This is a genomic window from Robertmurraya massiliosenegalensis JC6 (assembly GCF_000311725.1).
Classification (GTDB): Bacteria; Bacillota; Bacilli; order Bacillales; family Cytobacillaceae; genus Robertmurraya; species Robertmurraya massiliosenegalensis.
Genome location: NZ_HE978514.1, coordinates 84,402 through 97,069 on the forward strand (window position 1 = coordinate 84,402; position 12,668 = coordinate 97,069).

At 38.0% G+C, this 12,668-nt stretch carries 13 protein-coding genes; 5 read left to right on the forward strand and 8 right to left on the reverse strand.

Going from position 1 to position 12,668, the window contains the following annotated elements:
- Positions 1–28: 28 nt before the first annotated feature.
- From BMSHG_RS13840 to glsA, 6 genes are all read right to left on the reverse strand, one after another.
- Positions 29–937: a glycine betaine ABC transporter substrate-binding protein gene (locus tag BMSHG_RS13840; RefSeq protein WP_019155045.1), complete on the reverse strand. Its 909-nt coding sequence runs from the start codon at positions 935–937 to the stop codon at positions 29–31.
- Between the two features lie 13 nt (positions 938–950).
- On the reverse strand, positions 951–1,784 hold the full coding sequence (locus tag BMSHG_RS13845; RefSeq protein WP_019155046.1) for an ABC transporter permease: 834 nt from the start codon (positions 1,782–1,784) through the stop codon (positions 951–953).
- Positions 1,785–2,996 carry a glycine betaine/L-proline ABC transporter ATP-binding protein ProV gene (gene proV / locus BMSHG_RS13850; protein WP_026073457.1) on the reverse strand — a complete coding sequence of 404 codons (1,212 nt, stop codon included), beginning with the start codon at positions 2,994–2,996 and terminating at the stop codon, positions 1,785–1,787.
- 270 nt (positions 2,997–3,266) lie between these two features.
- A complete protein-coding gene (locus tag BMSHG_RS13860; RefSeq protein WP_019155048.1) occupies positions 3,267–4,019 on the reverse strand; it encodes an ABC transporter permease in 753 nt (250 codons plus the stop codon).
- Positions 4,016–4,741: an ABC transporter ATP-binding protein gene (locus BMSHG_RS13865; RefSeq protein ID WP_019155049.1), complete on the reverse strand. Its 726-nt coding sequence runs from the start codon at positions 4,739–4,741 to the stop codon at positions 4,016–4,018. Before BMSHG_RS13865 ends, BMSHG_RS13860 begins: the two co-directional genes overlap by 4 nt.
- 123 nt (positions 4,742–4,864) lie before the next feature.
- On the reverse strand, positions 4,865–5,794 hold the full coding sequence (glsA, locus tag BMSHG_RS13870) for a glutaminase A (RefSeq protein ID WP_019155050.1): 930 nt from the start codon (positions 5,792–5,794) through the stop codon (positions 4,865–4,867).
- A gap of 159 nt (positions 5,795–5,953) precedes the next feature.
- Between glsA and BMSHG_RS13875 the strand changes: the two genes are divergently transcribed.
- From BMSHG_RS13875 to BMSHG_RS13885, 3 genes are all read left to right on the forward strand, one after another.
- On the forward strand, positions 5,954–6,856 hold the full coding sequence (locus BMSHG_RS13875; protein ID WP_019155051.1) for an ABC transporter permease subunit: 903 nt from the start codon (positions 5,954–5,956) through the stop codon (positions 6,854–6,856).
- Positions 6,853–7,743 carry an ABC transporter permease gene (locus BMSHG_RS13880; RefSeq protein WP_019155052.1) on the forward strand — a complete coding sequence of 297 codons (891 nt, stop codon included), beginning with the start codon at positions 6,853–6,855 and terminating at the stop codon, positions 7,741–7,743. Before BMSHG_RS13875 ends, BMSHG_RS13880 begins: the two co-directional genes overlap by 4 nt.
- Before the next feature lie 135 nt (positions 7,744–7,878).
- Positions 7,879–8,499 (forward strand): class I SAM-dependent methyltransferase, encoded by a 621-nt coding sequence (locus tag BMSHG_RS13885; protein ID WP_019155053.1) that lies wholly within the window; start codon positions 7,879–7,881, stop codon positions 8,497–8,499.
- 15 nt (positions 8,500–8,514) lie between these two features.
- Here BMSHG_RS13885 and BMSHG_RS13890 read toward each other — a convergent pair whose 3' ends face one another.
- Complete coding sequence (locus tag BMSHG_RS13890) at positions 8,515–8,937, reverse strand: hypothetical protein (protein ID WP_019155054.1); 423 nt, start codon at positions 8,935–8,937, stop codon at positions 8,515–8,517.
- Positions 8,938–9,133: 196 nt separating this feature from the next.
- Between BMSHG_RS13890 and BMSHG_RS13895 the strand changes: the two genes are divergently transcribed.
- Together BMSHG_RS13895 and BMSHG_RS13900 are read left to right on the forward strand one after the other, a co-directional pair.
- On the forward strand, positions 9,134–10,897 hold the full coding sequence (locus BMSHG_RS13895; RefSeq protein WP_019155055.1) for a methyl-accepting chemotaxis protein: 1,764 nt from the start codon (positions 9,134–9,136) through the stop codon (positions 10,895–10,897).
- 78 nt (positions 10,898–10,975) lie between these two features.
- Positions 10,976–11,167 (forward strand): hypothetical protein, encoded by a 192-nt coding sequence (locus BMSHG_RS13900; protein ID WP_019155056.1) that lies wholly within the window; start codon positions 10,976–10,978, stop codon positions 11,165–11,167.
- A 345-nt stretch (positions 11,168–11,512) separates the two neighbouring features.
- Here the strand turns inward: BMSHG_RS13900 and BMSHG_RS13905 are convergent, their stop codons facing one another.
- Positions 11,513–12,616 (reverse strand): HD-GYP domain-containing protein, encoded by a 1,104-nt coding sequence (locus BMSHG_RS13905; RefSeq protein ID WP_019155057.1) that lies wholly within the window; start codon positions 12,614–12,616, stop codon positions 11,513–11,515.
- Between the last annotated feature and the right edge of the window lie 52 nt (positions 12,617–12,668).

Sequence of the window (12,668 nt, forward strand, 5' to 3'; positions counted from 1 at the left end):
AGAAATTCTGGGCACCCGTTAACAATGATTATTTTAAATCTTCAATTGAATCTGCCTCTACATAAGTTGGTACGACAAGACCGATTGCAGCACCTTCAAGGTTTGGTCCTAAATCTACTACTTTGTCACCGTACTCTTCCATGTAAGATGCATGTGTTCCTGGTAACCAAGCTGCTACCATTGCATCTGCATCACCTTCAGCAACTGCAGCAAACATTGGACCTGCATCTAATTGAAGAAGCTCCACTTCATAACCAAGGCTTTCTAATACTTTTCCAACAACATTCGTACTAGCGATTTCAGAATCCCATGCTACATAAGCAAGCTTAATTGATTCACCGTCAACTTCTTCAGCACCGTTTGTCCACTCTGCAACAGTATCCGCATTTTCTTCTACCCATGCAGCTGCAGCTTCAGCAGCGTCAGCACCTTCTTGAATTTCAACCATAACCGCAGCCATATCATCTGGAGTCCAGAAGAATTGGTCTAATACTGTGTAAGCACTTGGTTGATCCTCCTGTAGTCCTTCACGTACAAGTGTTTGAATCACTTCTGCTTCTCCATAAACACCTTTTGGATCCTCTAAATATTTCAAATCAAACTTAGCAAATTTCCAGTGTGGCGTCCATCCAGTCACAATAATTGGCTCTTCATTTTCATAAGCCTTTTGGAGCTCTGATGCCATTGCAGCAGAAGAAGATTCAACAAGCGTCCAGTCTGCTAAATTTTCATATTCTTCTAGAGCCGTTTGTGTCGCTTGCATAATACCAGCACCAGGCTCGATTCCAACAATCTTGTAATCTACTTGTTCCCCGATTCCTTCACTACCACCATCAGTAGATTCTCCACCTTCAGAACCCTCATCATTTCCACCACAAGCAGCTAATAACATAGTGAAAAGAAGAGCAATTGCTAATAAAAACTTTTTCTTAAACATAAAAGATGTCCCCCTATTTTTGTTTTTTCATTCCTATATTTTGAGAAATCCGGTCTAACACAATCGCTAAAATAACGATCGCTAAACCTGCTTCAAAACCAATTCCTACCTTGATTTGCGTGACAGCTCGATACACATCAGCACCGAGTCCTGGAGCTCCAACTAGTGAAGCAATAACAACCATTGAAAGGGATAGCATCACGCTTTGGTTAACCCCTGCCATGATCGTAGGTGTGGCTAATGGAAGCTGTACTTTTAATAGTTTTTGCTTCGTTGTTGAGCCAAATGCATTTGCTGCCTCAATTAAATCCTCTGGTACTTGACGAATTCCTAGATTCGTTAAGCGGATAGTTGGCGGCATAGCAAAAATAACGGATGCGATAATTCCCGGTACCATACCGATTCCAAAGAATAGAATCGCTGGAATTAAATAGACAAATGCAGGCATCGTCTGCATGAAATCTAGTATTGGTGTAACAATATTGCGGGCTGTGTTATTTTGGGAAATCCAAATACCAATTGGAACCCCGATAATAATGGAAATAACGACTGAGGTTAGCACAAGGGCTAAAGTGTCGATGGTCCCATCCCAGTATCCCAGGTTATAGATTAATAGAAGTCCAACTGCTGTAAATACGGCATTTGTCCACTTGCTCACCCATAACATAAGTGCTGTAAACAGGATAATTAGAATAGCAGCAGGAATAGATGATAAAATCCAAACAATAAATTCGACAAAGCCCCCGATTCCATCTCTTATTAAATCGAATAGTGGCTCTAATTGTACTTGTAAAAAATCGACAAACGTATCGACCCAATCACCGAGTGGTATTTTTGGTACTGCCATTTATTTCACCTCATTTCCGTTTAATTGAATATCGTCTCCAGCAAGTGCAGCTAACACCGCACCACGAACGATAATTCCTTTTAAACGTTCTTCTTCATCAATCACTGCGACTGGTAATGAGGCAGTAGCCACTTGCTCAAACATATCGGAAAGTAACGTATCTGGGCTGACCGTTTGTAAATCTCGAATCATGATATCTTCAATTTTAGATTGATTGTTTTTTAAAGCATCGGCTGCGTCTTGAGCGGTAATTGCCCCAACTAGCTTTTGCTTTTTATCGACAACATAAAGACTGGAAATACCAGCATCTTTCATAATTTGTAAAGCTACTCTTAAACCGCGATCGGCAAGAATTTTTTCTGGACGTTTCATAACGTGCGCTGCTGTTAATACCTTGGATAAGTCTACGTCCTCTACAAATCGTTCTACGTAATCGTTCGCTGGATTCATAAGGATTTCTTCTGGTGTTCCTACTTGAACGATGGAACCATCCTTCATCAATGCGATTCTATCTCCGATTCGTAATGCTTCATCTAAATCATGGGTAATAAAGATGATCGTTTTTTCCATTTTTTCTTGAAGCTCTAGCAACTCGTTTTGCATATCTTTTCGAATTAATGGATCAAGAGCACTAAATGCCTCGTCCATCAATAGAACATCAGGATCATTGGCAAGAGCACGAGCTAAACCAACCCGTTGCTGCATTCCCCCACTGAGTTCACTAGGATAACTATTTTCATAGCCTTCGAGACCAACTAGTTTAAGAGCTACTAACGCCTTTTCACGTTGTTTCTTCTGCTCTTCCCCTTTAACTTCTAGTCCGTATTCTGTATTGCTTAAAACAGTACGGTGTGGGAAAAGGGCAAAGCGTTGAAAAACCATACTTATCTTGGAACGGCGAACTTCTCTTAGCTCGTTCGGTTTCATCTTGACAATATCCTGTCCGTCGATCAGTACTTGACCATCGGTTGGATCAATCAAGCGATTGAACATGCGGACAAGTGTTGATTTTCCACTTCCCGACAAGCCCATAATGACAAATATCTCACCACTTCTAACTTCGAAGCTTGCCTTATTGACCCCCACAGTCATTCCGGTTTTTTCGAGAATTTGCTTTTTACTCAGGCCCTCATTTAGCATTTTTACTCCTTGCATAGGAGACTTTCCGAAGACCTTTGTCACATTTCGGACTTCTATTTTCGCATCATTCATTCTTTCACCTCTATTATCTTTATAAGGCAACAGCACGATATTTTTAGAAATTTTATCCATTGTTTTTTATTATACCTTTCCAGAATTGTTTGAACAAACTCGAAATTTAGCTTTATTCTGTTAAAAAAGTATGTTCAGTAATAACTGTACAAAGTTAAGTGGCATATCCTTATAAATCATCCATTTTCCTCTCAGATCCTCCCGTATGCTCCTTCTTCACACGTAAAAAGCCCGTCACATCAAGCTTTAGATGCACGGGCTTTCTACCTACTATTTAAAAACCTTGAGTTGTTGTTCATGATTGAATAGATTTGGATAGATCAGAAACCCTAGAATAATAGCCGTTAAAGTCGCTGCCGACATGATTAAGAAGACGATTAATAATTGAAATTTGACCGCTTGTATCGGATCTGCTCCTGCTATGATTTGACCGGTCATCATTCCAGGTAATTGTACAAGACCGATTGTTCTTTGCCCTTCAATCGTTGGAATTAAGCTTGCACGAATCGATTGCTTCAAAATCGGAAAGATTGCTTGTTTAATGCTCCCTCCTAAAGATAGGACAAGAGTGATTTCCTCTTTTCTCATTTCAATTTCTGCTTTCAAGCGATTAAGAAAGAGATTGGCGATAATCATCGAGTTCCCGATAATCATTCCACTAATCGAAATGATATATTGTGGTTGTGCTGGAACAATTTTCAACCCTAATAGAAAGCTTTGGGCAATGATTTCAACTACTGCAATGGTAAGGAAAATTTTCCAAAATGCATTTGGAATTTCCTTTCCCCGTTTGGCGGCATTTTTTGCTGCTACGAACACCATCATTAGAAGCATCAAAATGATCACAAATGGATGATCAAAGCCGAAAACAAACTTCAAAATATAACCAACTATAAATAATTGAATCGTTGCACGAATGCAAGTAATGATAATATCTTTACCTAAACCTAGCTTAAAAGCATTTGATAAAAATAGAGCTAAAATAACAAAAACAAAACTAAAAATAATGGCCGTTAAACTCATATCCCATTCCTCACCAAATCTAAAAAGTCTATCGTTTTTTCATCCTTTGGTTTGGAAAAAAATTGTTTCGTTGGAGCTGCTTCAACTAATTGTCCATCTTTAATTAGCCATGTTTCATCTCCAACTCTTTCTGCTTGTGCTAGATCATGTGTTACCCATAGGATCGTCACTTTACGCTCTTTATTAATGCGCTTGATCAGCTCCTCTATTCCTTGAGAAGTTTTTGAATCAAGGGCAGAAGTTACTTCGTCTAAAAGTAAAACAGATGAGTTATTGACCAATGTTCGAGCAAGAGATAGCCGTTGTCTCTGACCTCCTGAAAGCTCTTTTGCTTCCCTCGACAAAAATTCAGCTGACAACCCAACATACTCCAAATACGTTTCCGGATTTTCTAACACTTGATGTTGCAATTTTAACGGCAATGATAAGTTATCATGTACCGAACCTTGCATCATCGGAGCAGATTGAAAGGCAATTCCAACATAACGTCTCAGGCTTTGAATATCCCATTCTCGAATTTCCTTTTGATTCACATAAATTTCACCAACATCTGGTGTTTGAAGGAGATTACAAAGAGACAAGAGCGTACTCTTCCCTGATCCTGAGGGACCAACAATCGTCAGAAGTGACCCCTTTTTCACTTTAGCACTTATTCCTTTCAATACTGGCCCTTCTGCGAAAAATTTCTTTATCTCCCGCAGTTCAATTTCTATGTTTTCCATACAATTTTCTCTCTCTTCATTTGCATTAGATTGGGAATTTTTCCTTATCTATCCTATATTCTATCATTTTTCTTGCCAGTTTCTTCTATAATATATTAGACAATTGATTGACACTCTTATTTTCTAAAACATACTTAACCGATAGCGTTTTGATAAAAGTTCGAGCAGTTTAATTCCAGCAATACTATTTCCGATATCATCGAGGGCAGGGCCAAAAATTCCGATTCCGAACTTTCCTGGAACAGCTCCCATAATTCCGCCTGAAACACCGCTTTTTGCCGGGATCCCAATTTTAATGGCAAATTCCCCTGAAGCATTATACATCCCACACGTGACCATAAAAGTTTTGCAAATTCGAGCCACCTCAGAAGGCATTAATTGTTTTCCACTTTCAGGGTCTACTCCGTCCATCGCAAACACAATCCCAATTCTTGCTAAGTCCAAACAGTTCATTTCAATTGCACACTGTTTCGTATACAAGTCAATTAAAGGTTCAATCTCTTCTTCAATCAATCCATGCTCTTTTAAAAAATAACATAGAGAGCGATTTAAATGAGCAGTTTCATATTCAGATTGTGCGACTTCCTTACTAAAGCTAACCTTGGAATCAGCAGATAACCCTTGAATAAATGCAAGAAGTCGATTAAATCTTTCAGCTACAGAATCTCCCTCAATCATATGTGTCACCATTAAAGCTCCTGCGTTAATCATCGGATTAAGTGGTTTCGCTACTGCCATTGTTTCAAGCTTGGCAATCGAATTAAAGGGATCCCCCGTCGGCTCCATACCTACTCTTTCAAATACATATTCTTTTCCTCGCTCCATTAATACAAAAGCAAGGCTGATCACTTTCGATATACTTTGTAACGTAAACTTCTTTTCGATATTCCCAGCTGAAAAGCAATCTCCATTCGGGTAGTGAATCGCAATCGATAAATCATCTGGATTTGCTAAACCCAAGGCAGGAATATAATCGGCCACTTTTCCTTTTGTCGTCCAGTTACGCGCTTCTTCAACCATTGCTTGTAACGCTTCATTCGATTTGCATGCCATTTCCATCACCAATCTTAGTATGGGTCCATTGACATCGATGTATGTGGGAGAATTTGACTAAAATAGTATTTTTATGAGAAAATCAACTAAACTGAATTTTCTAAAATAAAATATTATTCAAATATTATAATTCATTCAAACATTTACAAGGAGGTTCTTATGGGGTGGGAATTAATTAAGAGTTCACTTGTTTTCTTTCTGATTGTTATTGCATTTATTCTCCTCTTGCTATTGCCTAGAGAAATGAATGTAGTTCATCATGGTGGACTCGTTTTCACTGCTGATTTTCCTTTTACACTAGATTTATATAAGGAAAATATAGCAGCATTTATTCAGCATTTCCAAACAGAAAAAGGTTTTGGAAATAACAGTACCGGTGTCCCGATTGTTGAAGAAGTGCAAAAACTATTAATACGCGATTTTACCATTATACTTCCAGCTTTGTTCTTAAGTATGGTTATTGGAACACTGCTCGGTGTTGTGCAATTTTATTTTCGAGAAAAAATCATCGGAAAGGTACAAGCTTTTTTTTCATGGATATTGTCTTCTATTCCCGATTTCTTTCTTTTTATTGCCATTCAATATTTATTGATCAAATTATTTCACGTAGGGCTCCCACAGTTTAGCCTCTATGGAAACGATCATTGGTATAACTTTCTCATTCCGATGATCGCCATCACCGTATTTCCAATGGTCCACATGATGAAATTCACTGCCGCCTCATTAGAAAATGAAGTTGGTCAAGATTACTTACGAACTGCACGTTCAAAAGGATTAAAGACTTTAAGCATCCTCAAGCATATGCTTTGGAACTGTCTCTACTCCATTTTGAATCAAACACAATTTGTCATGCTTTACATCCTAACAAGCCTACCGATCATGGAAAAATTATCTAGCTTTCAAGGGGCCGGTTATCATTTATTAGGAAGTATACTGGCCTATGATGAACCGAGAGCCTTAGCCTTTATGTTGCCCTACTTATTGATCATGTTTGCCACGATCATTTTATCGAAACGTTTGAAATACAAACTATTACCACGAAAAACAGGTGAGTTACGATGACATTTCTTAAAAGGAATATCTTATTATGTATCGGCAGCACGATGTTACTTTTTCTTCTTTTCATCACTTTTTTCGGCGAATACTTACCCTTTATTGATTCAGAATTACAAGAAATTGAATATCTGTGGAACGATAAAAAAATTCCAGTCGTTCCTCCTTACGAACCTTCTGATGAATTTCTCTTAGGAACGGACAGAGATGGAAGAGATATTCTTAGTTTAATTATTGTAGGTGCAAAAGAAACACTATTCATCATTCTTTCTATCACGCTCATTCGCTATCTAATAGCTATTCCACTTGCTTATTTTGCCCATAGAAATTGGTTTGGCGCTAACGCATTACTCAACTGGCTCAACGGTTTTCTTTCTTATGTTCCGACCATTATTGTCGTCATATTACTCGTGACCTTACCACCTCTAATCATGGCAGAATCGAGAGCTTTTTTCGTTGTTCTAATTATTGCTGCAATGGAGGTCGGGAGAGTTGCCGATATGATTAAACTTGAATTCAATCAAATCTCAAAGAAAGAATTCGTAACAGGTGGAACGTCGGTAGGAGTCTCTTCCTTTAGGCTTCTAAATAAATACTATTTGCCATTTCTTTATGGAAAACTCCTTGTTAATCTAGTTGGTGATTTAGGTAAGGTTATGTTTCTACTCGGTCAATTAGGCTTTCTAGGAATATTTGTGTCACAAGCATTTGTTCAAACGGATATCTCCTCATTTACTTTTGAAAACACATCGATTTCATGGCCAATGCTTTTAGCCAACGCTTACAGCGACATTCGCGGACCTGTATGGATTGTCTTTTACCCAGCACTCGCCATGACTTATGTCATTTTCACATTTAATGTATTAGGACAAGGTTTGCAAAAACTTTTTCGCTAAAAAATCAACCCGGTTATCGTTTGTCACGTTAACTGGGTTTTTCTATGCCTCGATTGTCATGAAGCTATACGAATGTAGTATTCTTTGCTACTATGGAAACAATGTTATGGAAAACAACGAAAAGAGGCCAAAAGTATGAAATACACAGGTGAGAGAGTGATTCCAGAATTGATGAAGCCTATGAACGGTCTTTTATTGGAACATTTAGCAAGATATCATTTTGCGATCCATTATGCAAAAGGACGAGTCCTAGATTTTGCCTGTGGAAGTGGGTTTGGAAGTAATGTGATCGCAAGTGCTAAAAAGAAAGAAATTGAAAAAATTATAGCTGTCGATATTGATCGAGAAACGATTACTTATGCAAAAGGAAAGTATTATCATCCGTTAGTCTCTTTCCAGGTAGAAAACTGCGTAGAGCCTACTCTTCCAGAAAAAATAGGCCAATTCGACTTGATTGTGAGCTTTGAAACACTTGAGCATGTAGATAAAGAAGACATTTTTATGGAAAACATCTATCAAATGCTAAAACCTGGTGGAACACTTGTTATATCAACACCCTTTGGTCAAGGCAGAGGAAAACCTACAAGTGAGCCCTACCATGTACACCAGTTAACGGAACAAGAATTCCAAGAGCTATTCACTGCATATGAAGAAGTGGAATTTTACTACCAAAAAGGGGTACTCATTGAGCCTGTACCAGGTCGAGAGGGCCGTCATTATCCCATCGGAATGGCAGTATGTAAAAAAAGAAACTAGTCAACATGGTCTTGACTAGTTTCCATAAAGTTCTTTATAAGCGATCACCTTTAAAGCTAAAAATTCTTCCTCTGACAATTTACTTTCCAGCTCTTGGATAATTTCCTCTATTGAAGCGGAACCAGATTCTGCTTTTTCCTGAATTTCGTTTAGCGTCGTTACACCTACTTTATTAATGAGAACTCGCGTTGCTTCTCCTTTTGTAGTAAACGGCAAATCTTCTTCTACAGCATTTCGAGCTTCTTCCATATGAGATTTAAGCTCTGGATCGCTTTCTATCCTTTGTTTTATATTGTCAATTTCTCCACTATTTACTAATTCTGTCGTTACTGAATCCATAATTTTTTCCGAAGCAATATTCGTACCAATATAATAGACTGCATATCCGGCAATGCCCAGAAGCACTATCGGGATCAACAGAAACTTTATAAATTTCACGATTCCAACACCCTTTCGTTCCCTTATCATACAACGAAATGAAGGTATTTGTAAAAATTTTCGTTTACCTAAGTTATATTTTCTAATTATTCATATTTTTTAATTTAAAAATAGTTTTAATTCACTATTAAAATAGTATAAAATAGAACTATTATAACATTTTTCGACAGAATTACACTACTTAGGGGGTACCTGCATGAAACGGCTAAGAATCAAAAGACCTAGATTTAACCTAAACCTTTCAGTTTCAAAAAAACTGTACATAGGTTTTGCATCTGTCCTCTTAATTATGGGGATTTTGGGCTATGTTGCTATTAGTTCAACCAATAACATCAACGAAAAGAGCACCGAAATTACCGACGTTTGGCTACCTAGTGTTGAATCAATCAATACCATTAATTATCTAACTGAACACCTCGCTTCCCTCGAATATAAATACGTCATTGAACCAGATGAAAAGAAACTCGCCTTATTAGTTGAGAAGATGGACGAAACATTTACAGAGATTGATAGAGTATTTGCAAATTATGAAGCTACAATCACTACTGATGAAGAGCAGCAACAATACGATACTCTCGTAGATAAATGGGAAAGATACCAAGCAATCCATGCTAAATTTATTGAACTCGGAAAAGATATGAATATCGTTCAAGGGACTGGTAATGTCAATGGTATTCGTCTTCTTTCCACGATTGGCGAAGCAGACAATATGTTTTCTAGCATCCAGTTTACTGTCAATGAGTTAGTTACTTATAATCATGATAACGCAATCGCAGCAAGCAACGAAGCAAATAAAGTATTTAATGGCAGCTTAGTTTTAATCATCGCCTTTTTAATTGGTGGCGTCGTCCTCGGATTATCAATCGCCTACATTACTTCACGCATGATATCTAAGCCGTTAAAATTTGTCACTGATAATGTTAAAGAAGTGGCAAATGGAAACTTGACGATGGATCCCATTAAAGTTAAAAATAAGGATGAAATTGGTGATCTCGCTGAAGCCTTTAATGAAATGGGCACCAATCTAGCAAACCTTATCCGCAAAGTTACCATAACATCCGAAACAGTTGCTTCCTCTTCAGAGCAGCTATTAGCAAGCTCTGAACAAACATCAAAAGCAACCGAACAAATAACAATCGCGATTCAGGAAGTTGCGGCTGGTTCAGATAATCAAGTTCAAAGTGCTATGAATGGAAATCAATCAATGCAGGAAATATCTCATGGAATGGAGCAAGTCGCAGGTTCTATCCAAATCGTTTCTAATTTGAGTGTGTCAACGAGTGAAAGGGCTCAAGCAGGCAATGTTGTTGTTTCAGAGACTGTGACACAGATGAACACAGTCCAAGATCAAGTAGCAAAAATTGCAGATAATATTCAAGTACTTGGTACCCGTTCGAAAGAGATAGGTAAAATCGTTGATCTAATCTCACAAGTATCTGAGCAAACAAATCTTCTTGCTTTAAACGCAGCGATAGAAGCTGCTAGAGCAGGTGAGCACGGAAAAGGTTTTGCTGTTGTAGCAGATGAAGTTCGCAAACTAGCTGTGGAATCGAATAATGCAACGGACAATATCCGCACTCTTATTAGTCAAATTCAAAGGGAAATCAACGAAGTTACCCTTTCCATGGAAGAAGGAAAGAACTCTGTTAAATCAGGAATAGAAAAGGTGAATGAGACAGGTAATTCATTCCAAGAAATCACTGACATGATTTCAAACATTAGTACCCAAGCCCAAGAAGTGTCGGCGATTGTAGAAGAAGTAAATGCGAGCACTGAAGACATGGTCCAAAAAATGTCCGAAATTGCAACGATTTCCCAGCAAGCTGCTGGAAATTCACAACAGGTGGCAGCTTCTGCCGAAGAACAAAACGCATCCATGGAAGAAATTACAGCTTCTGCTCATACATTAAGCGGCATGGCTCAAGAACTACAAGAAAACGTTTCTAAATTTAGAGTATAACTCCTACTCACAAAGGCAATTCACAGACCAGTTCTCTTATAAGCTGGTCTGTTCTTTATAGAAAGGGAGATACCTATTATGTACAATCCTAAACAACGAAACAGATATTTAAATCATGCAATTAAAGAAATACAGTCCTCTCAACATGTAGAAGGAATTGTTCAAATTGGTTCTGGCGTTAACGGCTTTAGTGATGAATTTTCTGATGTGGATTTTAAACAGAGCTCTATTTTCTCATTAGATGTTGCTCTAGCTGAGCTTCTATCTTAATCATCTTTAGAGATGACGAAACTTCTTGTTTTCACCAAAATTGTTCCAATTATGAACGAAGGCAGACCTTTTTCAATGAATCTATGCGCAACAATTCCTTCCAGCACGCACTCTATCTAAATAATTCGTGTGTCATTCTTATTAATACTCTTGCGTCTTTTGATATATCGGCGTTTTTTGAGATATATCGGCGAAAATCAGATTATATCGGCGTTTTTTGAGATATATCGGCGGAAATCGAAATTTATCGGCGAAAAATCAAATATATCGGCGAAACGCCAAAAGACAGTAAAAAAGCTGAGTTTGAAAAGAGTTATTTTCCCTCTTTCAAGCTCAGCCCATTATTTATAGCAACGCATCTGCTTCTACAATATCGAGTAACCTATGTTCATTCGCCGATAAATCAATTTCATACGGTTGAACCGCTTGATTCTCTTGATCTTTTATAATCCGTACCACTGGTCTTCCTATCGACTGGAAATTATATTTTGAAACAATTCCTGTTCTTCCATCATTTAATAGAACCGTCAATCCTGGTGGATAAATAGCCACACATTGCTTAAATAGCTCCACCTGTTTCGTTTCGAATTGTGTCCCCATTCCCCTTTGAAGAATTTCAATTCCCTGATGAGGTAACATGGCAGGACGATAGGTTCGATGACTTGTGACTGCATCAAACACATCCGCAACACTTATGATTTTGGCATACTTATGAATCTCATGATCTCTTAACCCCCTAGGGTACCCTGTTCCATCTATTTTTTCATGATGTTGCAAGGCACAGTGGGCGACAGGTAGGGGAATCTCATGAATCTTTCTTAAGCGATCAAAACCTAATTCACAATGAGACTGAATCAACTCATATTCCAATTCTGTCAGTCTTCCTGGTTTATTAAGAATCTCTTTTGGAATATACAGTTTACCTAGGTCATGCAACATGGCGCCTAAACCAATTTCTTCAATATTCTTGATTGGCAGCCCATTTTCAATCGCTAACTGACAAGCATAGATCGAGACATTGAGAGAATGATTATACACATGATCTTCTTGAACCTTTGCCATCGCTAGTAGATTTAAGGCCGCCTGACTCTCATTAAGACAAAATAAGATATCCTTAAACACCTTCTGAATACTACGCACAACTCGACCTGTTTTCATAATTCCATGGACATTGGGACGTTTATGTATATGGACTAATTCATCTAATCCTTCGGTGATCGCCATTGCTGCCTCTTGCCGCAACTCAGGAGGAATTGATTCCTTAACTTCAATCCCCTCAGATACTTCATCTTCTATGTATACGGTAAAAACATTTAATTCCTTCAACCGTTTAATTAAATTATTGGTTAAATAGGTTCCTTGTGTCAAAAGAATCGTTCCATTTTCACGAAAAATCGATTTTCCTAAAAGCGTTCCAGTTTGGCAGTTATCTAAATTCACTAAACGCATTCTACTTTCTCTCCGCTTCTTATTACTAAGTTTTAGTACCTACATATATAAT

Excerpts from the sequence above, each read along its gene's own strand:
- BMSHG_RS13840 (WP_019155045.1), bottom strand. The coding sequence starts at position 937 with ATGTTTAAGAAAAAGTTTTTATTAGCAATTGCTCTTCTTTTCACTATG.
- BMSHG_RS13845 (WP_019155046.1), bottom strand. The coding sequence starts at position 1,784 with ATGGCAGTACCAAAAATACCACTCGGTGATTGGGTCGATACGTTTGTC.
- proV (WP_026073457.1), bottom strand. The coding sequence starts at position 2,996 with ATGAATGATGCGAAAATAGAAGTCCGAAATGTGACAAAGGTCTTCGGA.
- BMSHG_RS13860 (WP_019155048.1), bottom strand. The coding sequence starts at position 4,019 with ATGAGTTTAACGGCCATTATTTTTAGTTTTGTTTTTGTTATTTTAGCT.
- BMSHG_RS13865 (WP_019155049.1), bottom strand. The coding sequence starts at position 4,741 with ATGGAAAACATAGAAATTGAACTGCGGGAGATAAAGAAATTTTTCGCA.
- glsA (WP_019155050.1), bottom strand. The coding sequence starts at position 5,794 with ATGGCATGCAAATCGAATGAAGCGTTACAAGCAATGGTTGAAGAAGCG.
- BMSHG_RS13875 (WP_019155051.1), top strand. The coding sequence starts at position 5,954 with ATGGGGTGGGAATTAATTAAGAGTTCACTTGTTTTCTTTCTGATTGTT.
- BMSHG_RS13880 (WP_019155052.1), top strand. The coding sequence starts at position 6,853 with ATGACATTTCTTAAAAGGAATATCTTATTATGTATCGGCAGCACGATG.
- BMSHG_RS13885 (WP_019155053.1), top strand. The coding sequence starts at position 7,879 with ATGAAATACACAGGTGAGAGAGTGATTCCAGAATTGATGAAGCCTATG.
- BMSHG_RS13895 (WP_019155055.1), top strand. The coding sequence starts at position 9,134 with ATGAAACGGCTAAGAATCAAAAGACCTAGATTTAACCTAAACCTTTCA.
- BMSHG_RS13900 (WP_019155056.1), top strand. The coding sequence starts at position 10,976 with ATGTACAATCCTAAACAACGAAACAGATATTTAAATCATGCAATTAAA.
- BMSHG_RS13905 (WP_019155057.1), bottom strand. The coding sequence starts at position 12,616 with ATGCGTTTAGTGAATTTAGATAACTGCCAAACTGGAACGCTTTTAGGA.